General features: G+C 62.4%; 15 protein-coding genes. 12 read left to right on the forward strand and 3 right to left on the reverse strand.

Going from position 1 to position 22,007, the window contains the following annotated elements; genetic code table 11:
- Nucleotides 1-93: 93 nt before the first annotated feature.
- The 3 genes from AD659_RS14010 to AD659_RS14020 all read left to right on the forward strand — a co-directional run bounded on the left by AD659_RS14010 (nucleotide 94) and on the right by AD659_RS14020 (nucleotide 3,806).
- The gene (locus AD659_RS14010; protein ID WP_053122154.1) at nucleotides 94-1,467 is read left to right on the forward strand and encodes an oxygen-independent coproporphyrinogen III oxidase; all 1,374 of its coding nucleotides are present in this window, start codon (nucleotides 94-96) and stop codon (nucleotides 1,465-1,467) included.
- Nucleotides 1,464-2,852: an oxygen-independent coproporphyrinogen III oxidase gene (gene hemN, locus AD659_RS14015; RefSeq protein WP_053122156.1), complete on the forward strand. Its 1,389-nt coding sequence runs from the start codon at nucleotides 1,464-1,466 to the stop codon at nucleotides 2,850-2,852. The genes AD659_RS14010 and hemN overlap by 4 nt, the downstream gene beginning before the upstream one ends.
- Before the next feature lie 354 nt (nucleotides 2,853-3,206).
- Entirely contained in the window at nucleotides 3,207-3,806 is a 600-nt protein-coding gene (locus AD659_RS14020; protein ID WP_053122158.1) for a LysE family translocator, read from the forward strand.
- A gap of 84 nt (nucleotides 3,807-3,890) precedes the next feature.
- Here the strand turns inward: AD659_RS14020 and AD659_RS14025 are convergent, their stop codons facing one another.
- On the reverse strand, nucleotides 3,891-6,548 hold the full coding sequence (locus AD659_RS14025; RefSeq protein WP_053122160.1) for an excinuclease ABC subunit UvrA: 2,658 nt from the start codon (nucleotides 6,546-6,548) through the stop codon (nucleotides 3,891-3,893).
- A 180-nt stretch (nucleotides 6,549-6,728) separates the two neighbouring features.
- On the opposite strand from AD659_RS14025, the gene AD659_RS14030 reads away from it, so the two are divergent.
- From AD659_RS14030 to nahK, 9 genes are all read left to right on the forward strand, one after another.
- Nucleotides 6,729-8,204 carry a hypothetical protein gene (locus AD659_RS14030; protein WP_053122162.1) on the forward strand — a complete coding sequence of 492 codons (1,476 nt, stop codon included), beginning with the start codon at nucleotides 6,729-6,731 and terminating at the stop codon, nucleotides 8,202-8,204.
- Nucleotides 8,205-8,531: 327 nt separating this feature from the next.
- Nucleotides 8,532-10,682: a transcriptional regulator NosR gene (gene nosR / locus AD659_RS14035; protein WP_053122164.1), complete on the forward strand. Its 2,151-nt coding sequence runs from the start codon at nucleotides 8,532-8,534 to the stop codon at nucleotides 10,680-10,682.
- 53 nt (nucleotides 10,683-10,735) lie between these two features.
- Nucleotides 10,736-12,655 (forward strand): TAT-dependent nitrous-oxide reductase, encoded by a 1,920-nt coding sequence (gene nosZ / locus AD659_RS14040; RefSeq protein ID WP_053122166.1) that lies wholly within the window; start codon nucleotides 10,736-10,738, stop codon nucleotides 12,653-12,655.
- Between the two features lie 25 nt (nucleotides 12,656-12,680).
- Entirely contained in the window at nucleotides 12,681-13,994 is a 1,314-nt protein-coding gene (locus AD659_RS14045; protein WP_053122168.1) for a nitrous oxide reductase family maturation protein NosD, read from the forward strand.
- Complete coding sequence (locus tag AD659_RS14050) at nucleotides 13,991-14,908, forward strand: ABC transporter ATP-binding protein (protein WP_053122170.1); 918 nt, start codon at nucleotides 13,991-13,993, stop codon at nucleotides 14,906-14,908. Before AD659_RS14045 ends, AD659_RS14050 begins: the two co-directional genes overlap by 4 nt.
- Complete coding sequence (locus AD659_RS14055; protein WP_053122172.1) at nucleotides 14,905-15,735, forward strand: ABC transporter permease; 831 nt, start codon at nucleotides 14,905-14,907, stop codon at nucleotides 15,733-15,735. The genes AD659_RS14050 and AD659_RS14055 overlap by 4 nt, the downstream gene beginning before the upstream one ends.
- 31 nt (nucleotides 15,736-15,766) lie before the next feature.
- Nucleotides 15,767-16,294: a nitrous oxide reductase accessory protein NosL gene (locus AD659_RS14060; protein ID WP_053122174.1), complete on the forward strand. Its 528-nt coding sequence runs from the start codon at nucleotides 15,767-15,769 to the stop codon at nucleotides 16,292-16,294.
- A gap of 299 nt (nucleotides 16,295-16,593) precedes the next feature.
- Entirely contained in the window at nucleotides 16,594-17,751 is a 1,158-nt protein-coding gene (nosP, locus tag AD659_RS14065; protein ID WP_053122176.1) for a nitric oxide-sensing protein NosP, read from the forward strand.
- Nucleotides 17,681-20,323, forward strand: coding sequence for a hybrid sensor histidine kinase/response regulator NahK/ErcS' (gene nahK / locus AD659_RS14070; RefSeq protein WP_231987701.1), 2,643 nt, complete (start codon nucleotides 17,681-17,683; stop codon nucleotides 20,321-20,323). Before nosP ends, nahK begins: the two co-directional genes overlap by 71 nt.
- Nucleotides 20,324-20,544: 221 nt before the next feature.
- Here nahK and AD659_RS14075 read toward each other — a convergent pair whose 3' ends face one another.
- The gene (locus tag AD659_RS14075) at nucleotides 20,545-21,210 is read right to left on the reverse strand and encodes a response regulator transcription factor (protein WP_053122521.1); all 666 of its coding nucleotides are present in this window, start codon (nucleotides 21,208-21,210) and stop codon (nucleotides 20,545-20,547) included.
- A 59-nt stretch (nucleotides 21,211-21,269) separates the two neighbouring features.
- Nucleotides 21,270-21,803 (reverse strand): PQQ-dependent catabolism-associated CXXCW motif protein, encoded by a 534-nt coding sequence (locus AD659_RS14080; RefSeq protein WP_053122180.1) that lies wholly within the window; start codon nucleotides 21,801-21,803, stop codon nucleotides 21,270-21,272.
- Between the last annotated feature and the right edge of the window lie 204 nt (nucleotides 21,804-22,007).

Here is a 22,007-nt window from a genome sequence, read left to right on the forward strand (position 1 = left end):
CTGGCGGTGTGGTTTCAAAGCGCTTGATACAGGTCAAGGTGGCCCGGCGGGCCAGGGCGCAAACTGGCTCCGCACCGCCACTCGGAGATTGTCATGTTCGACCCGTTCCATACCCTCGGCGAGCGACCCTCGGGACGTGCCCCGCGGGTGGCTGATTTCGATTGCCCGGTCGGCACACGCAGGTTCCATGCAGGTATCGGTTCCCTCGACCTGCTGCGAGGGTTGCGCACCAGCCGCCAGAAACGCCGGCCCCTATCCTTGGCGGTGCACCTGCCTTCGCACTTGCGGCTGGCGTCATGTTCGCCCCTGGCCAGCGACTGCCGATGTGGCGAGATCGAGGGCTATCTGCAACGCCTGGCGTATGAAATGGGCTTGGTCGGTTGCCACCTGGGGGCAGGGCGGCGCGTCGAACAGTTCTGCCTGACCGGCGGCACACCGGTGATCGCGCATCTGCAGAAGCTGATGCATGACCTGCGCAAGCGCTTCGACTTCAGCGAGTACGACGGCGCCGATCACAGCATCGAGGTGGACCTGCATCACACCGACTGGTCAACCATGGGCCTGATCCGTGACCAGGGCTTCACCCATGTCAGCATCGGCGTGCCCGACATTGGCCTCGACAGCGAGTTGCCAGTCGATTGCTACCAGAATCCGGCACCGATCCATTCGTTGATCGATGCGGCGCGCACCTTTGGTTTTCGCTCCATCAACATTGACTTGGGCTATGGCCATGCCTGGCAGACCCCCGACAGCTTCGCCCTGAAACTGGCGACGCTGATCGAACTGGAACCGGACCGGCTGCACGTCTTCGACTATGCCCGCGCGCCTTATCGTTATCGCTCGAAGAACGCCGGGCTGGCCGGCACTTTTTGCAGCGCGGCCGACAAGGACGCCATGCGGCGCATCTGTTGCGAACAGTTGATCGGCGCCGGTTATCACTACATCGGCCTGGGTCAGTTCGTCAGGGCCGACGATGACCTGGCGGTGGCCCAGGAGCATGGACGCCTGCACCGCAACTGCCAGGGGTTTACCCGTCACGGTTGCTGTGACCATGTGGGTTTCGGTTTGTCGGCCATCACCCAGATCGAGCACTTGTACGTACAGAACACCGACGACCTGTTGCAGTATTGCCAGCTGTTGGACGCGGGGCAATTGCCGGTGTGTCGCGGTTGGCGCTGTGAGGCGCAGGACCAGGTCAGGACGAGCGTGACCGAACAGCTGTCCTGTGACCTGGAGCTGGATATACAAGCCATCGAGGCGCGTTTCGGCCTGGTGTTTCGCGAGTACTTCGCGTCGGTCTGGCCGTTGTTGGAAGCGTTGCATGACCAGGGATTGATCGAACTGTCGAGCCGTTTCATCGGCATTCTGCCCGCCGGGCGCTTGAACGTGGACGCGATCTGCAACCTGTTCGACCCGACACCGGATGATGCAAGCCCACACGCTTTTGAAAAGTTGACCCCCTCATGAAGACTGCCTCCGGTTTCAATCGTGCCCTGGTGGAGAAATACGACCGCCCGGGACCGCGCTACACCTCCTATCCGACAGCCCCGCAGTTCCACCAGGCCTTCGCCATGGACGAATACCGCCAGGCCGCCCAGCGCAGCCACCAGGCGCCGTTGCCGAAGCCGTTGTCGGTATACATCCATATCCCGTTCTGCCAGAGCCTTTGCTATTACTGCGCGTGCAACAAGATCATCACGCGCAAGACCCATCGCGCCGCCGAATACCTGACCTACCTCAAGCGTGAAATAGCCCTGCAAGCGGCCTTGTTCGACCGCTCGCGCAAACTGACCCAGCTGCATTTGGGCGGGGGCACGCCGACTTACCTGACCCACGGGCAACTGGCTGACCTGATGGACTGCCTGCACCAGTCGTTCGACATGGACGACAGCGACGCCCACGAGTTTTCCATCGAGGTCGACCCACGAACCATCGATGCAGAGCAGATCCAAGGTCTGCGCCAGCTGGGCTTCAATCGTCTGAGCTTCGGCGTCCAGGATTTCGATGCCCAGGTGCAGATTGCCGTCAACCGGGTGCAAAGCGAGGTCCAGGTCGTCGAGCTGGTGGAGGCGGCGCGCCGGGCGCGTTTCAAGTCCGTCAGCGTCGATCTGATCTATGGCCTGCCGTTGCAGACCATCGCCAGTTTCGACGTCACCTTGAGCAAGATCATTGCCCTGCGTCCGGACCGGATCGCGGCGTACAGCTACGCCCACCTGCCGCAACGGGTGCGGGCGCAACGGATGATCCGTCCCGAAGACATGCCGCCACCCGAGCGCAAGCTGGAACTGCTGGAACTGACCATCAATCGCCTGACCGAAGCCGGCTACGTCTACATCGGCATGGATCACTTTGCCCTGCCGGATGACGAACTGGTGCGTGCCCGCGCCCAGGGCACCTTGCAGCGCAATTTCCAGGGCTATTCCACTCACGCCGATTGCGACCTGATTGGCCTGGGGGTGTCGTCGATCGGCAAGGTCGGTGACAGCTACAACCAGAACGTCAAGGAGCTTTCCCAGTATTACGCCCGGCTGGACCAAGGCTTGCTGCCGGTGCAGCGCGGTTATCGACTGAGCGACGATGACCGACTGCGGCGCGAGGTCATCAGCGAACTGATGTGCCATGGGCGCATCGACTTCGGTCGGATCGACAGCGCCCATGGCATTCGATTTGGCGACTACTTCGCCGATGCCCTGGACCGGCTCCAGGAACTGGTGCGCGACGGGTTGCTGGACATTCGCGACAACGAACTGGTGTTGTTGCCCCAGGGCCAATTGATGATGCGTAACGTGGCCATGGCGTTCGACGCGTACCTGGGGGCGGACCAGACGGTTCAGTATTCGCGCACGGTCTGAAGCCAGGACCGCTCTTGTGGCGAGGGAGCAAGCTCCCTCGCCACAGAAGTCGACAGTCAACGGAGGTGTTGGGTGTGCGACCGCCATCGCGAGCAAGCTCGCTCCCACAGGTTTTCTGGTGTTCACACTGTTATTTCCAACCAACACACAGCCCCTGTGGCGAGGGAGCTTGCTCCCGCTCGGCGGCGCAGCCGTCGTAAAACGGGCTGATGCGATGGACGATGAATGTTTGACCACCATCGTCTTGTCGCCGCGGTGTAAAGTGCGCGTCTAATTGGCGCTAGGGCTGCAACGGTGATGGATTGACCTGCCCCCTGAACGTTCGCCGTGCAGGCTTCTGGTATGGAAAATTCTATGGATTATATTGCGCTTTCGTTGTTGGCCGTGTTGTTGGTTCCGGGGCCGACGAACTCATTGTTGTTACAAGTCGGTGTGAGTCGAGGGCTCAATGCGCGTTCAATGCGTTTTGTCGCCGCCGAGTGGTTGGCGTACGTTATCCAGACGACGATATGGGGCGTGTTCATCGATCTGCTCATTGCGGAACATGCGTGGGTGGTGACCGCCACCAAGATTTTTGCCGTGTGCTTTTTGTTTCATATTTCCCTCAAGCTGTGGCTCTCGGTAAAAAACGATGCGCCTGGCGCCGCGACGGGAATTACCGTTGCGGATCTGTTTGTGGCCACGCTGACCAATCCCAAAGGGTTGTTTTTTGTGTCCTTCGTGGCGCCGGCCGGTACGTTCTTGTCGCTGGATAACTGGCTGTCATTCATGTTGCTGTTTACAGCCATCGTTTTTCCGGTAGGGCTTGTGTGGATTGCGGCTGGGGCTTTTTGTGGCCGAAAATTTCACGCCATTGTGTCGGGACGATTCTTGAATCGAGCCATCTCCCTGGTGATCGGGTTGTTCGCCTGCAGCATGCTTTTCAATATCGCCTCCCAGGTACATTTCACCTGAATCCGGGCTGATATTGACGCTCAATGGCGTCGGATCCGATCGTTGGATCGGCGCCAGGGAGCCCGATAACGCGCTGTAGAGCCTTCAATGTTCAAGCTGCAAAGCCCTTTCCAGGAAGCCCGCCGTTCGACTCTCCCGGGACTTCGCCACCGTCTCCGGAGCCCCGCAAACGACCACCTTTCCGCCCTGGGTTCCAGCCCCCGGGCCGATATCGATGACCCAGTCACTCTGCGCCACTACGCGCATGTCATGCTCCACCACAACCACCGTATGACCTTCTTCCACCAGGCGATTCAACTGCACCAGCAAGCGGTCCACGTCCTGGGGATGCAGCCCGTTGGTTGGCTCGTCCAACACATATAACGTTGCGCCCCGGGCCTTGCGCTGCAGTTCCGTCGCCAGCTTGATCCGCTGGGCTTCGCCGCCGGACAGCTCGGTGGCCGGTTGGCCCAGGCGCAGGTAACCCAGTCCGATATCCTGCAGCACTTGCAACGAGCGCTTGGCCGCCGCTTGCTCGGCAAACACCTCCAGCGCCTGGTTCACGGTCAGTTGCAAGACCTGGGAAATGTCCAGGCCCTGCCAGCGAACCTCGAGGGTTTGCGGGTTGTAGCGCGCACCGTGGCAGGTGGGGCAGGGTGCGTACACGCTGGGCATGAACAACAATTCCACGCTGACGAAACCCTCACCTTCGCACGTCTCGCAGCGACCCTTGGCGACGTTGAAGGAGAACCGTCCGGCATCGAACCCCAGCGCCTGCGCCTGCTCGGTGGCGGCGAACAGTTTGCGCACATGGTCGAACAACCCGGTGTACGTGGCGAGGTTGGAGCGCGGGGTGCGGCCGATGGGTTTCTGGTCCACCTGGACCAGGCGCTTGACCGCGTCGAGCCCGGCGGTCACGCGCCCGGCGCTGGTTTGCACGGGTTCGTCTTCCAGGCTTTGCTCGTCGGGTTCGGCGTTGGGGCTGGCCTGGCCCAGGTGGGCACCGACCAGATCCAGCAGGGCCTGGCTGACGAGGCTGGATTTGCCAGAGCCAGAGATGCCGGTCACGGCGGTGAAGCAGCCCAGCGGGAAGGCCGCGCTCAGGTTGTCGAGGTTGTTACGGGTGATGCCTTCCAGGCGCAGCCAATCCCTGGGCGTTCGCGGGCTGCGTGTCGCGGCGTGTTCTTCGCCAAACAAGTAAGCGCGGGTGCGTGATTCGGTGATCTGTCCCAGGCCTGCCGGTGGACCGCTATAAAGGACTTTTCCACCTTGTTCGCCAGCGTCCGGGCCCACGTCGATGAGCCAGTCGGCGCGGCGCATGGTGTCGAGGTCGTGTTCGACCACAAACACCGAGTTGCCCGCTGCCTTGAGGCGTTGCAGGGCACCGAACAGCGCTTCGCTGTCGGCCGGGTGCAGGCCGGCGGAGGGTTCGTCCAGCACGTAAATCACCCCGAACAACTGGGAATTGAGCTGGGTCGCCAGGCGCAGGCGTTGCAGTTCGCCGGAAGAAAGCGTCGGCGTGCTGCGTTCCAGGGCGAGGTAGCCGAGGCCCAGGTCGATGAGGGTGGTGATCCGTTCCAGCAGCTCGGCGGCGATGCGTTGGGCGGCCAGGCGTTTTTCCAGGGAAAGGTTGGGGGTGTGGCGTGCGTCCGGTCCGCCGGCGTGGGGGTTGTCGCCTCTGGCGGCGCGTTGCTCACGGGCCTCCCGGGTTTGTCGGTGGCTGAGGACGCTCCCCGTTTCTTCGGCCTGTTCAAGGTAATCGGGCGCCAGGACGCGCTTGAGTACCTCGGCCAGTTCGAGCAGTGGCAAGTGCGACAGTTCAGCGATGTCCAGGCCGGCAAAGGTCACGGTCAGTGCCTGGCGCTTGAGGCGCTTGCCTTCGCACACCGGGCAGGGGCTGGCGCGCATGTATTGCGCCACGCGTTTGCGCATCTGGGCGCTCTGGGAATGCATGAAAGTGTGCAGCAGGTAGCGCCGGGCGCCGCTGAACGTGCCCTGGTAGCTGGGTTCGAGCTTGCGCTTGAGGGCCGCGCGGGTCTGGGCCGGGGTCAGTCCGGCGTAGACGGGAACGGTCGGGGTTTCTTCGGTGAAGAGAATCCAGTCCCGTTGCTTTTTCGGCAGGTCGCGCCAGGGAATGTCGACGTCATAGCCCAGGGTCACGAGGATGTCCCGCAGGTTCTGGCCTTGCCAGGCCATGGGCCAGGCGGCCACGGCGCGCTCGCGGATGGTCAGCGATGGGTCCGGCACCATGGACGCCTCGGTCACTTCGTAGACCCGCCCCAGGCCATGGCATTCCTGGCAGGCGCCTTGAGGCGTATTGGGCGAGAAGTCCTCGGCGTAGAGCATCGGTTGGTCGGCCGGATAACTGCCGGCGCGGGAGTAAAGCATGCGAATCAGGCTCGACAGGGTGGTGACGCTGCCCACCGATGAGCGTGCGCTGGGGGTGCCGCGTTGTTGCTGCAAAGCAACTGCCGGGGGCAGGCCCTCGATGCTGTCCACGTCCGGTACGCCCACCTGGTCGATCAGGCGCCGCGCATAGGGCGCGACGGACTCGAAGTAACGACGCTGGGCTTCGGCGTAGAGCGTGGAGAACGCCAGCGACGACTTGCCGGACCCCGACACGCCGGTGAACACCACCAGCGCATCGCGGGGGATGTCCACGTCGACGTTCTTGAGGTTGTGTTCGCGGGCGCCGCGTACCCGGACGAAGCCGGTGGCTTGCGGCTGGTCAGCGGTTGAAGCGGGGGCGGAACGTGGGGGCATCGGGCATTCCTTGTGTACGTCGATCAGCGTTTCGGGGCGTTATGGCGATGGGAGAGTGGACTGGATCACAGCGCTGACAATTATGCGACCGGGTTTGGCCATTCTCGTGCGATAAAAATTTACTCCGGACAAAAGAGATGAGAAAAGCTTCGCAGTTTTCCCCTGGTTACGGACCTCCCCATGCCTCGTTCAAAACTGCTCTCTAAATTATTGGTCGCGCTGCTGGCCGGCGCCGCGCTGTGGTACATGTGGATGATCACCAGTGCCAAGCTGGAGTGGGGCGGCGACAGTCCCGATCAGCAGCAACTGGGCGCCGTGAAGGACACCCGCTTGCGCGCGATGACCCAGTATTGCACGGGCGTGACGGTGACCCCGCAGGGCACCTGGCTGGTGGCGCGCCTGGAGAGGGAGGCCCAAGCGCTCGAACCGTCCGCGGGCGTCGTAAACCTGGATGCGGTGGTTTATGGCAAGCCCGCCGAGAATGAAGAACCGGAGGCACTCGGGACCTTTTCCCATTTGTTCTCTCGTGCCGAAACGGAAACCTCCTTCATTTCCCGCCTGGATGACCAAGGGCAATTTCAACTTGTGGCCCATGTCAGCGGTGCCGCTTGTCTTGTGGCCAGTCCCGATGGGACCAATATGTTCCTGCTCACGGGCCTGCGTCGACCTGAGACGGCGAATACCCATGAGCCCGATCAGACCGTCTTTCGCAGCGATGATCAAGGCCAGCACTGGACCTGGTTGACCCAGGGCTGGTTTCCCGAGGTCGATTCGTTGGCCTGGAGCCTGGTTCCCTATTTCCACGGCGCGAATGAAGTCTGGGCCGTGGGCAAGCCGGACGGGGTGGAGGACGACGGCGCTGAAGCACAGCCGACGGCCGTTTCCACCGGCGTCTTTTACTCGGCTGATCGCGGTGCGCACAGCTCGCCGGTCATGGCACCCGAGTCGTTGCTCGTGCCTGCCGAATATGCGCATGGCAAGCGTCCTGACATCACTGAGTGGGGCACGAGCGAAGGTGAACATGGGGAAGTCCACACCGGTGTCCTGCAGCTGGATACACAGACGGCCTTTATCTGGGTCTCCCAACGCTTCTGGGGCAGTCATCCGGATGGCGTCAGCAACAATCTCGCGGTTAACGTCACCACACGGGCCCGGCTGCAAGCCAAGGCAGGGCAGTGGCAGGTGGTCGACGTGCAGCGTGACGACAACCTGTTCGTGAGCAAGCTGATACAGAATGACGCCGGGAAGGTGATGGGGCTGATTGACCAGGGAAACCACGGGCAAACAGTTGTCGCCGAACTGGACACCGCTGCACTGACCTGGACGCCCATGGGTGACCTGCCCAGTGTGTTTTCACCCCTGGCATCGCAAACCCAGGTGCGAGGCAGCAATTTCTGGATGGGACAAAACACCCTGCTGATCAACACCACCAGCGAGCACCATCCACCGCGCTGGCTCTACTGGTGGTCGGACGCGAACATCTCCGCCAACGGGGTGTTCTATTCCAAGGATTGGGGCCGCTCCTGGCAGCGCCTCGCCATCGGCGGTTACCTGGGCGTTCTTGGCTTTGAACCGGTGCAGGACCGGGTGTTCTGGGCCAACGGCAATTGGTACGACAGCAACGACGGCCGTGTCTATTCCTATGGCTTGCGCTGAGTTCAGATGTCCCTGACACATCGCTGAACTGCTGTTGTGGCGAGGGAGCTTGCTCCCGCTGGGCTGCGCAGCAGCCCCAAGGCCAGTCTGCGCGGTGTGTCAGGTTGATGTGGTCAGCCTCATGGGGGGCGCTTCGCACCCCAGCGGGAGCAAGCTCCCTCGCCACCAATGCAGTTTTCATCTGCTGGAAGTCGGCGTCTGCTCCCGGATTCAGGGTTAAGTTTTCCCAAGTTGATTTCAATCAAGGGCCCAAGCCACGGGCGGGGCCCACAATGATCGCCAAGATCCTGCCTTCAAGCCCTGGCGCTCATGACCCGTCCCTCTGTGATGTTGCACCTGTCCCGCTCCTGGCTCCCCGGGCTGTTCGTTCTACTGCTGATGTTCGCCGCAATCGTCCAGGCCAAGGATTACGGTGACCTCCCGCAACAGCGCATCCACCACGTCCTGGGCCCGGTCGATTCGATCTCCGAGCCCGACGGTCTCTTCAAGGTCCGCAAACTGTCCGCCGCCGGCAAGGTCGTGGGCTACGTGTTCCAGAGCCTGGACGTGGTGGACATTCCCGCTTATTCCGGCAAGCCGATCAACGTCCAGGTCATTCTCGACACGGCGGGGGTGATCCTCGACGCCTATGTGCTTGAACACCACGAACCGATCCTGCTGATCGGCATCGCCGAAGAAAAACTCCACGGGTTCAGCGCGCGTTACAGCGGCATCAAAGTCAACCAGCGGGTGGTGGTGGGGCACTCCAGCGACCCGAATGCGGTGACGGTCGATGCGATCGCCGGCGCGACCGTGACGGCCATGGTGGTCAACGAAGTGATCATGCGCGCCGCCCACGATGTCGCGGTGTCCCTGGGCCTGGTCAAGGGTGACGCAGGATTGGCCGTGGCACCGGCGCGGGTGCGCGCGGATATCTACGAGCCCGCCGACTGGAAAACCCTGACCGGCAACGGCGCGGTCCGTCGCCTGCACCTGACCCGTGGCCAGGTCGATGCGTCCTTCAAGGGCACCGAAGCCGAACAGGTCGAGACCGCCAGCGGCGAGCAGGTGAATGACACCTTCATCGACCTCTACGCCACCCACCTCAACCCACCCACCATTGGCCGCAACCTGCTGGGCGAGGCGCAATACCGCACGCTGATGGCCGAGCTCAAGCCGGGCGAGCAGGCCATCGCCGTGATGGGCAGCGGGCGTTATTCCTTCAAGGGCTCGGGCTACGTGCGGGGCGGCATTTTCGACCGGGTGCAACTGCGCCAGTCTGGCGACACCATCAGCTTTCGCGACCTGGATTTCCAACGCCTGAATGATGTGGCCCTCGACGACATGCCGGACTTCGATGAAATGGCGATTTTCATCATCCGTGCCGCCCACCGTTTCGACCCCGGCTCGCCGTGGAACCTGGAGCTGTTGGTGCGCCGCCAGACCGGCCCGGTCAGCGGCACCTTCAGCAGTTTCGAGCTGGCCTATCAACTGCCCGAACTTTACCTGGAACGGCCATTGCCCACCGCCGAGCAACTGGCGGCGGCCGAAGAAGCCAACCGGCCAATGTGGCTGACGCTCTGGTATCAGAAAAGTGTTGAAATCAGCGTACTCGGCGCGGCCCTGCTGGTGCTCACGGCGATCCTGTTTTTCCAGGACTCACTGGCGCGGCGGCCCAGATTGCTGCACTGGGTGCGTCGCGGTTACCTGGTGTTCACCGTGGTGTTCCTGGGTGGCTTTGCGCTGGCGCAGTTGTCAGTGGTCAACGTGCTGACTTTCGTCCACGCCCTGTTCGAAGGCTTTCGCTGGGAACTGTTCCTCACCGATCCGCTGATCTTCATCCTCTGGGTGTTCACCGCCGGCAGCATTCTGTTGTGGGGACGCGGGGTGTTCTGCGGCTGGCTGTGTCCGTTCGGCGCGTTGCAGGAGCTGATCAACGAACTGGCGCGCAAGCTCAAGGTGCCTCAATACGAGTTGCCGTTCGCCGTGCATGAGCGTCTGTGGGCGATCAAATATATCATCTTGTTGGTGCTGTTCGGCGTCTCGCTGGAGTCGATGTCCAACGCCGAACGGCTGGCCGAAGTGGAGCCGTTCAAGACCGCCATCACCCTCAAGTTCGACCGCCAAGGGTGGTTCGTCGCGTACGCAGCGGGCCTGCTGGTGATCAATGTCTTTACCCGCAAAGTCTATTGCCGCTACGTCTGCCCGCTGGGCGCGGCCCTGGCGATGCCGACCCGGCTGCGGCTGTTCGACTGGCTCAAGCGCCGCAAGGAGTGTGGCAACCCCTGCCAACTGTGCGCCAAGGAATGCGAGATCCAGGCGATTCATCCCGATGGCCGGATCAATGCCAACGAATGCCATTACTGCCTCGACTGCCAGATGACCTGGCACAACGAAAACAAATGCCCGCCGCTGATCAACAAGCGCAAGAAGCGCGGCAAGGCGACCGCGATCGATCCGCAACTGATTCCCGTGGTGCAGGTGAACCCGGCGCCTTGAGGCACCCCAATGGCCTGTCCCTTGACCGTTTCATTCTTCATGGAGCACACAGCATGAGCGATAAAAAAAACCAAACCCCGGGCTCGGTGGAAGAACCCAGGGGTGTCAGCCGGCGCAGCTTTCTCGGCACCGGTGCGGTAACGGGAGCGGTGCTGGCTGGCGCGACGGCGCTGGGGGCCGGGACGTTCACCCGTGAATCCTGGGCGGCAGCGGCCAAGGAGGCCAAGTCCAAGATCCACGTCGGGCCTGGGGAGCTGGACGAATACTACGGGTTCTGGAGCGGCGGTCACCAAGGCGAGGTTCGGGTGCTGGGTGTGCCGTCGATGCGCGAGCTGATGCGCATCCCGGTGTTCAACGTCGACTCGGCCACCGGTTGGGGCCTGACCAACGAGAGCAAGCGCATCCTCGGGGACAGCGCCAAATACCAGAACGGCGATTGCCACCACCCGCACATCTCCATGACCGACGGCAAGTACGACGGCAAATACCTGTTCATCAACGACAAGGCCAACTCCCGGGTCGCGCGCATTCGCCTGGACATCATGAAGTGCGACAAGATCCTCACCGTGCCCAACGTACAGGCCATCCACGGCCTGCGCCTGCAGAAGGTGCCGTACACCAAGTACGTGTTCGCCAACGCGGAGTTCGTGATCCCGCACCCCAACGATGGCCATACCTTCGACCTGCAGGACAAAAACAGCTTCACGATGTTCAACGCCATCGATGCCGAGAAAATGGAAATGGCCTTCCAGGTGATCGTCGATGGCAACCTGGACAACTCCGACGCCGACTACACCGGCAAATACGCCGCCAGCACTTGCTACAACTCTGAGAAGGCCTATGACCTGGGCGGCATGATGCGCAACGAGCGCGATTGGGTGGTGGTGTTCAACATCCCGCGGATCGAGGCGGCGATCAAGGCCGGCAAGTTCATCATCCTGGATGGCTCCAAGGTGCCGGTGGTCGATGGCCGCAAGACCGATGGCAAGGATTCCGAGTTCACCCGTTACATTCCCGTGCCGAAGAACCCCCACGGGCTCAATACCTCGTCCGACGGCAAATACTTCATCGCCAACGGCAAGCTGTCCCCCACGGTCTCGATGATCGCCATCGACCGGTTGGACGATTTGTTCGCCGACCGTTTCAAGGACCCGCGCGAAGTGATCGTCGCCGAGCCGGAACTGGGGCTGGGGCCGCTGCACACCACCTTCGACGGGCGCGGCAATGCCTACACGACCTTGTTCATCGACAGCCAAGTGGTGAAGTGGAACATGGACGAGGCCATCCGTGCCTACAAGGGCGAGAAGGTCAATTACATCAAGCAGAAACTCGACGTCCAGTACCAGCCCGGCCACAACCATGCGTCCCTCACCGAAACCAGCGAGGCGGACGGCAAGTGGTTGGTGGTGTTGTGCAAATTCTCCAAGGACCGCTTCCTGCCGACCGGGCCATTACACCCTGAGAACGATCAGTTGATCGACATTTCCGGTGAAGAAATGAAGCTGGTGCACGACGGCCCGGCCTTCGCCGAACCCCATGACTGCATTCTCGCGCGGCGCGACCAGATCAAGACCCAGAAAATCTGGAACCGCAACGATCCGTTCTTCGCCGACACCGTGGCCCTGGCGAAGAAGGACGGCATCAACCTCGAAACCGACAACAAGGTCATCCGTGACGGCAACAAGGTGCGGGTTTACATGACCTCGATGGCGCCGGCCTATGGCCTGACGGAGTTCACCGTCAAGCAAGGCAACGAGGTGACGGTGACCATCACCAACATCGACCAGATCGAAGACGTATCCCACGGCTTTGTCATGACTAACCACGGCGCGAGCATGGAGATCAGCCCGCAACAGACCTCATCGATCACCTTCATCGCTGATAAGGCCGGTTTGCATTGGTACTACTGCAGTTGGTTCTGCCACGCCCTGCACATGGAAATGGTCGGGCGCATGCTGGTTGAAAAGGCCTGATTCATTCATGAGGGGGACAGGCGCAATGATCGGGAAAACGCAGCATGCCAACGTTCGTCGACCGGTCATTGCCCTGGTGTTCTGTCTGCTGTCGGGCGGTGCGTTCGGCGCGCCGCAACCGATTACGAATCTGCCTTTGCAGGCCGAGGGCGATCAGCGATGGCGCCTGCCTGCGGGGCACTACCAAGGCTCGTTCAGTATCGATCAACCGATGACGCTCACTTGTTCGCCAGAGGCGGTATTTGAGGCGCAAGGCGAGGGCAATGGCTTGATCATTCGCGTGCCGAACGTGCAGATCCAGGGCTGCACCTTCCTGGACTGGGGCCACGACCTCACGGCCATGAATGCAGCCGTATTCATCCAGCCCGGGGCAACAGGCGCCGTGGTGCGCGGCAACCGGATGCAGGGCCAGGGCTTCGGTATCTGGGTCGACGGCACGCGGGACGTCAGCCTGATCGACAACCGCATCCAGGGCGACCCCAGCCTGCGCTCCCAGGACCGGGGCAACGGCATCCATTTGTATGCCGTACACGGCGCCCGGGTCATCGGTAACCAGGTGCGCGAAACCCGCGACGGCATCTACATCGACACCTCCAGCGGCAACCTGCTCCAGGGCAATGTCCTCGAGGACCTGCGCTACGGCGTGCATTACATGTTCGCCAACGATAATCGCCTGCTGGACAACGTCACCCGGCGCACCCGCACCGGCTATGCGTTGATGCAAAGCCGCCAGCTGACGGTGATCGGCAATCGCTCCGAACAGGACCAGAACTACGGGATCCTGATGAACTACATCACTTATTCGACCCTGCGTGACAACTTCGTCAGCGACGTACGCGACGGGTCCACCGGCGACACCATGATCACCGGCGCCGAGGGCAAGGCTCTGTTCATTTACAACTCGTTGTTCAACCGCATCGAAGGCAATCACTTCGAGCGCAGCGCCGTGGGCATTCACCTGACGGCCGGCTCGGAGGACAACCGCATCGCCGGCAATGCCTTCGTCCACAACCAGCGCCAGGTCAAATACGTGGCCACGAGGTTGCAGGAGTGGTCGGCGGACGGGCGCGGCAATTACTGGAGCGATTACCTGGGCTGGGATCGCAACGGCGATGGCTTGGGCGATGTGGCCTATGAACCCAACGACAACGTCGATCGCCTGCTGTGGCTGTATCCCCAGGTGCGGTTGTTGATGAACAGTCCGGGGATCGAACTGCTGCGCTGGGTGCAGCGGGCCTTCCCGGTGATGAAATCCCCCGGGGTGATGGACAGTCATCCGCTGATGGAGACTCCCGTCCAGCCCCCGCCACGCAACAGTGTCCAGGAGAGCGCGTCTTGAACGTCGTCGAGATCGAAGGGGTCAGCCAGCGCTATGGCGATGTCGCCGTGCTGCGCGGGCTGGACTTGAACCTGGCCCAGGGCGAGGTGCTCGGGTTGTTCGGGCACAACGGTGCGGGCAAGACCACCACCATGAAGTTGATCCTCGGTCTGCTGCGGGCCAGCGAGGGGGAGGTGCGTGTCTTCGGTCGCACGCCCAGCGACCCGAGTGTGCGGCAGATGCTCGGTTATCTGCCCGAGAACGTCATGTTCTATCCGCAATTGAGCGGGCTGGAAACCTTGCGCCATTTTGCCCGGCTCAAAGGCGCGGCACCGGCGCAGGTGGAGCGTCTGCTGGAGGAAGTGGGGCTGGCGGGCGCCGCTCAACGGCGCGTAAGGACCTATTCCAAGGGCATGCGCCAACGTCTCGGCCTGGCCCAGGCGCTGCTCGGTCAACCGCGCCTGTTGTTGCTGGATGAGCCGACCGTGGGCCTGGACCCCATCGCCACCCAGGATCTCTATCAGCTGCTTGACCGCCTGCGTTGGCAGGGCACCAGCATCATTCTCTGCTCGCACGTGTTGCCTGGGGTGGAAGCGCACATCAACCGCGCCGCGATTCTCACCCGCGGTCGGCTGTTGGCCCTGGGCAGCCTGGCCCGGCTGCGGGAGGACGCCGGGCTGCCGACACTGATCCGTGCCTCGGGCCTGTCACGGGCCGACTGGCTTCGCCAGCATTGGCGCAGCGAAGGGCACGCCACCCAAGGCTGGGGCGCGGAAGGGGTGCAGGTGTCCGCGCCGGACGGCAGCAAACTCAAATTGCTGCGCCAGCTACTGGCCCAGGATGACCCGACGGATGTCGAGATCAAGCCGCCGTCCCTGGAGGATCTGTACCGTCATTACATGGTCCGGGCCGCAGCCGAGGAGGCCAGCCTATGAACCCGGTCTGGAACATGGCCCGCAAGGAATTCAGCGATGGCCTGCGCAATCGCTGGTTGTTGGCGATCAGCCTGTTGTTCGCGGTGCTAGCGATCGGCATCGCCTGGCTTGGCGCGGCGGCGTCCGGTCAACTGGGGTTTACCTCGGTGCCCGCCACGGTCGCGAGCCTGTCCAGCCTGGCGACGTTCCTGATGCCGCTGATCGCCTTGCTGCTGGCCTACGACGCGATTGTTGGCGAGGACGAGAACGGCACGCTGCTGCTGTTGCTGACCTACCCGTTGGGTCGCGGCCAATTGCTGCTGGGCAAGTTTGTCGGGCACGGCTTGATCCTGGCCCTGGCCACCTTCATCGGTTTTGGTTGCGCGATGCTGGCCATTGCGCTGTTGGTGGACGATGTCGAGTTAAGCCTGCTGCTCTGGGCCTTCGGTCGCTTCATGGTGTCCAGCACGCTGCTGGGCTGGGTGTTCCTCGGGTTGGCCTATGTGCTGAGCAGCCTGTCGGCAGAGAAGTCCACCGCCGCCGGGTTGGCGCTGGGGGTGTGGTTTTTCTTCGTGCTGGTGTTCGACCTGGCCTTGCTGGCGCTGCTGGTGCTGAGCGAGGGGAGGTTCAGCCCGGAGCTGTTGCCCTGGCTGCTGCTGTTTAACCCGACCGACGTGTATCGGTTGATCAACCTGTCCGGGTTCGATGCCACCTCCAGCGGCGCCGCGGTGCTGACCCTGGGCAGCGACTTGCCGGTGTCGGGGCCGTTGCTCTGGCTGTGTCTGGGCCTGTGGATGGCAATCCCGTTGTGGCTGGCCTACCGGTTGTTCAATCGCCGGTGTCCGTGAATGTCTGATCTTGATCAAGGAGCATGTAACGATGAATAGAATGTCTTTGAAGGCGGGCCGCCTCTTGGCCGGGTTATTGGTGTGCCTGGCGCTGGCGGCGTGCGACAAGGCCGAGCCACCGGCGGTCAGCGAGGCGGCGTTGGCGTTCCATCCCAGTGACGAGTGCCATGTGTGCGGCATGGTCATCACTGACTTTCCCGGGCCCAAGGGCGCGGCGGTCGGGGCAGGGGGCGTGAAGAAGTTCTGTTCGCCGGCGGAAATGCTGGGTTGGTGGTTGCAGCCGGAAAACCATCGGGCCGACGTGAAGCTGTATGTCCACGACATGGGCCGCGGCCATTGGGATACGCCGGATGACGCCCACCTGATCGACGCTCGTACCGCCTACTTCGTCATCGGCAGCGGGCTCAAAGGCGCCATGGGCGTGGTACTGGCTTCGTTCTCCGATCCCCAGGCGGCACAAAAACTCGCCAGCGATACCGGTGGCCAGGTGCTGCGCCTGGAGGACATCGATCAGAAGCTGCTGGGGCAGGCGAGTGCCATGGCGCCGATGAACCACTGATATTCATCACGCATCGAACTGCTTTTGTGGCGAGGGAGCTTGCTCCCGCTGGGCTGCGTAGCAGCCCCGGAACGGCCCGCGCGGTGTGCCAGGTTGATCCCTCCAGCCTGGATGGGGGGGCGCTTCGCACCCCAGCGGGAGCAAGCTCCCTCGCCACAAAGGTATTTCATGTCAGGGAGGGCCATGCGCATCACCTTCTCATCCCATGGAAGCGTCCACCCACTACCCAAGTAGCATTCGTCGCCCCGGCGCGGCTTCGTACACTCAGGGCTCCTATCACGCACCCGCCGGAGGCGACGATGCAGCAGAGCGAAGGTGTGGTGAGCGCCATGTCCCAGGCGACCGACGTCCAGCAGGTGGCCCAGGCGCTGGCGCGGCAGTTGTTGCACCCGCACCTGGGGTTCGTGCTGTTTTTCTGTTCTGCCGAATACGACTTGCCGGCCCTGGGCCAGGCGCTGTCCCGGAGTTTCGGCGGGATTCGCCTGGTGGGCTGCACCAGCGCCGGTGAAATCACCGTCCAGGGCTACGGCCGCAACTGCGTGACGGCGGTGGGGTTCGATCATCGGCACTTTTCCATTGCCGCCGAGCTGATCGGCGAAATGGAACACTTCAGCCTGATCGACGCCCAGCAGATGGTCGAGCGCCTGGCCAGCGGCTGTCGCAGCAACGCCTTGGCGCCGATCAAGGGCCACAGCTTCGCCCTGACCTTGCTCGATGGCCTGTCCAGCCGCGAGGAAATGGTGCTGGCAGCCTTGAGCGCCGCGCTGGGGGACATCCCGCATTTCGGCGGTTCGGCTGGCGATGACAACTACCTGACCCACACCCACGTCTACTTCGAAGGCCAGTTCCACAGTGGCGCAGCCGTGGTGCTGTTGATCAACACCTGGCTGGCATTCGAAGTCTTCACCACCCATCACATCCTGCCCCGGGAAGAGAAACTGGTGGTGACGGGCGCCGACAGTGCCTCGCGACGGGTCTATGAGCTCAACGCCGAACCCGCCGCCGAGGAATACGCCCGGCACATCGGCGTGCCAGTGAGCGCCCTCGACTATCGGATCTTTGCTGCCCATCCCCTGGCGGTACGGATCAACGACCAGTACTACGTGCGGGCGATCCAGCAGGTGCACCCGGACCTGAGCCTGAGTTTCTACTGTGCGGTAGAGAACGGCATCGTCCTCACCGCGATGACCCCCGGTCCCTTGCTGCACAACCTGCAAACACTGTTCGACGGTTTGCAGGCGCGCCTCGGCGACTTGCTGCTGACCATCGGCTGCGATTGCTTCCTCCGGCGGCTGGAGCTGGAAGATCGCGGCGGCCTGGAGCAGATCGGCCAGTTCCTGCGCGAGCAACGGGTGATGGGGTTCAACACCTATGGAGAACAGTTCAATGGCATGCACATCAACCAGACGTTCACCGGAGTTGCCATTGCCCGACATCGCGTCCCCGGCCATCGCTGACCTACAGGCCCAGCTCGCCAGTCTGCAAAACGAAAACCGCAAGTTGCGGCGCATCAACGAGGCGCTGATCGAGCGGGTGGAATCTGGCGTGACCCGAGGCAACGACCCCTATGCGGCGTTCCAGCACTCGGTGGTGCTGGCCGAACAGGTGCGCGAGCGCACCGACGCTCTGAACCAGGCCATGGCCGAGCTCAAGGCCGGCAATCACTTGCTGGGCGAGGCGCGGCTGCGAGCCGAAACGGCCCACCGGCACCTGATTGACGCCATCGAGAGCATCTCCGACGCGTTTGTGTTGTTCGACGAGCAGCAACGCATTGTGCTGTTCAACAGCCGCTTCAAGGCCTTCTGGGCCAACAGCCGGGTGCGCATCATCGCTGGGATGCGTCTGTCCGAAGTCAAGCGCTTGATGACCGCCAACGGCTTGTTCAGCGAAGAACCCCGCGGCCAGGCCGATGAGCACGTGTTGTATCGCTTGCAGAACGGCCGCTGGCTGCAAGTCAGCGAGCGACCGACCCAGGAAGGCGGGCGAGTGATCCTGTTTACCGACATCACCGACGTCAAGCTCAGCGAAACCGTGCGCCGCGAGCAGGCCATCGCGCAGAAATCCCACTTGTTGCAGCGGGCGGTGGACAACCTCTCCCAAGGCGTGGCGATGGTCAATGCCCAAGGCGTGCTGGAACTGTGGAACCGGCGCTTCCTCGAACTCAGCGGCCTGGCACCGGTGGCGGCCCATCGGCCCTTCAACGAAGTGATCGGCGACAGCGAACTGCAACTGCTGACCCCGGCCAGTCGCGACAGCAACGGTCGGCTGATCCATGAATGCGAGCAGCGCCTGTCCGATGGCCGCGTCCTGGAGATCCGCACGCATCCATTGCCCACTGGCGGCTACGTCAACACCTTCACCGACATCACCGAGCGTTACCAGCACGCCGAGGCGCTGAGCGAAAGCGAGCGCTGGATCCGCCTGATCACCGACCATGTGCCGGCGCTGATCGCCTACCTCAACGCCGACCTGGTCTATGAATTCACCAACAAGGTCTACGAGCAGTGGTATTGCTGGCCCCGTGGCGTGATGCTCGGCCAAAGCCTGCGCGAAGCCCACAGCGAGCAGCATTACCAGCGCCTGGAAGCCTACGTGGCCCGGGCATTGGCGGGTGAGAGCGTGACGTTCGAATTCGCCGAGACCAACATCAACAACCAGGAGCGCTACATGCTGCGCTCCTACGTACCGAACCGGCTGGCCAATGGCGAAGTGGTGGGGATCTTCGTGCTGATCCGCGACATCACCGAGCGCCGGCGCACCGCCGAAGCGTTACATCAGGCTTACCAGAACCTGGAGCAGCGAGTCCAGGAACGCACGGCCGAACTGACCACCCTCAACGACCAATTGCTGCGCGAGATCGACGAGCGCAGTCGGGTGGAATTGCGCCTGCGCGAAGCCAAGCGCGAGGCCGAGCAAGCCAACCTGTCGAAGACCAAATTTCTCGCCGCGGTCAGCCATGACCTGCTGCAACCGCTCAACGCCGCACGGCTGTTCACCAGTGCCTTGCTCGAACGCCGCGAGCCGGTTGCCAACACACAGTTGGTGCGCAACGTCAGCAATTCGCTGCAGGACGTGGAGAACCTGTTGGGCACCCTGGTGGACATTTCCAAGCTGGACGCCGGGGTGATCAAGGCTGATGTCGCGCCGTTCGGCCTCAGCGAGTTGCTCGACAACCTGGCCGCCGAATACGCCCAGATTGCCCGCAGCGAAGGGCTGGCGCTGCACTTTGTCGGCTGTTCGGTGCTGGTGCGCAGCGACATGCAATTGCTCGCGCGGATCCTGCGCAACCTGCTGAGCAATGCCATTCGCTACACCCCCAGCGGTCGGGTGGTGTTGGGCTGCCGGCGGCATCGCCAGCGGGTGTCGATCCAGGTCTGGGACAGCGGCATCGGCATCGCCGAGAACCGTCTGGAGGAAATCTTCCAGGAATTCAAGCGCGGCGACGTCCAGCGCCCGAACCAGGACCGTGGGTTGGGCCTGGGCCTGGCGATTGTCGAGAAAATCGCCGGGATTCTCGGGCACCGGATCCAGGTGCGCTCCTGGCCGGGCAAGGGCTCGATGTTCGCTATCGACGTGCCGCTGAGCGCCACCGCGCCCAAGCCGTTGCCGTGCCTGGACATGAGCGAGCCGATGCTCGAAAGACTGCGGGGGGCACGGGTCTGGGTGCTGGATAACGATGCGGCGATCTGCGCCGGCATGCGCACTTTGCTGGAAGGCTGGGGTTGCCAGGTGGTGACGGCGTTGTCGGAACAGGACCTGGCCCGTCAGGTGGACAATTACCACGCCGAGGCCGACCTGCTGATCGCCGATTATCACCTGGACCACGATCAGAACGGCGTGGACGCCGTGGCCCGAATCAACGCCCGCCGGGCTTCACCGATCCCGGCCATGATGATCACCGCCAACTACAGCAACGAACTCAAGCAACAGATCCGCGAGCGCGGGCACACTTTGATGCATAAGCCGGTGCGGCCGATGAAGCTCAAGATCGCGATGAGCCATCTGCTAGGCCAATCTCAGAGCCATTAAGTCGAACGCTGTTGTGGCGAGGGAGCTTGCTCCCGCTGGGGCTGAGCTGTGTAGGAGGTGTGTAGGAGCTGTGTAGGAGCTGTCGAGTGAAACGAGGCTGCGATCTTTCCCCAGACACTTGAATCTCAAGCGAAAGATCAAGATCAAAAGATCGCAGGCTTCGCCAGCTCCTACAGAGCCCAGCGGGAGCAAGCTCCCTCGCCACAGGAATGTGCATTCAGTCAACGCCGCAAATAAGCCCCGAAATCAATATCCCCGGCACTGAGGATCGCCTGCACCCGGTTGTGCACATTGAGCTTGCGCAGGATCGCCGAGACGTGGGCCTTGACCGTGGTTTCGGCGATGTCCAGGGTGTAGGCGATCTGCTTGTTCGACTCGCCCTTGGTCATGCGTTCGAGCACCAGCAGTTGCTTGCGGGTCAAGGCCTGGAGCAGTTCCGGCGGGAACGCCGGGGTTTCGTTCAGGCGGCGGCCCATCGGGCTTTTTTGTGTGCGGATGATGTCGGGCGGCAGGTACACGTTGCCGTTGAGGATCTGCTCGATGGCGTCGGTCATCTGCGAGCGTGGCGAGGATTTGGTGATGAAACCCACCGCGCCATAGGTAATGGCTTGCAGCACCACTTGCTTGTCCTGCTCGGCGGAGACGATCACCACGGGGATGGTCGGCGCTTCGTTGCGAAGGTTGATCAGGCCATTGAGCCCGTGCATGCCGGGCATGTTCAGGTCCAGCAGGATCAGGTCCAGGTCGTCGTGCTCGGCGGTCAACGCCAGGGCACTGTCCAGGTCGGCGGTCTCCATGACCTCGCTGCCCGGAAAACCGTCGCTGATGACGTTGTGGATGGCTTCGCGAAACAGTGGGTGATCGTCGGCTATCAGGATTTTATACATGGCCATTCACCTCGTTATTGTCGTGTGGGGCAGGGCAGTTGCACGCATTTCTTGCACGTTCAGGGAAAGGGTTCGGGCCGGGCCGCTTGCAGGGGCAGGTTGGCCGCCTCCCAGGCGTCCAGGCCGTCGCGGTACCAATACAATTGCTTATAGCCCATGGCCGCGGCGCGTTTTACCGCGTTCCAGCTCAACCAGCAATCCGAGCGACAATAAAAGACCAGCGGTCGATCCAGCCGCCCGCCAGTGGCCGTGCGCAGGTGATGGCTGAAGTAGTCCTGCCAGGTCGGGTCGAGATCGCCGTCACCGGTATTGGCCAGCCACAGGCTGCCGGGGAGGTTGGCGTGGGGTTCGCTGTCGATGAAACGCCCTTGGACCCACGGACGACGGTAAACATCGACCAGCAGCGGGGGCTGGGCTTGATCGAGCAGGCGCTGCAGGGTTTGGGTGTCGAGGGTCTGGGCACCGTCGACAGTGGCGGGCGTCGGGCTGCGGTATTGGGCGATGCGATAGCCCTGGGCTGAAAACAGCGCGGTCTCGGCCTGTGCGACATTCAGCGCCAGGCCCAGCAGGAGGATCGCCAGCAAACGGGGCATAGGATTTATCCTTTTTGTTATGCGCCCATTACATGCCAGGGTCGAGGTCTTGTGAATGCGACCATAGACAGGAAAACCAGTACTAAAGTAGTAATTTCGGTCTTAAAGACAAGCGTGATCTCGACGTCATGCACAGCCTCTGTGGGAGCGAGCCTGCTCGCGATAGCGGTCTACCAGTCACATTTTTGCTCGCTGAACCACCGC

Origin of the sequence: Pseudomonas thivervalensis, assembly GCF_001269655.1 — a bacterium.
GTDB classification, from domain to species: Bacteria; Pseudomonadota; Gammaproteobacteria; order Pseudomonadales; family Pseudomonadaceae; genus Aquipseudomonas; species Aquipseudomonas thivervalensis.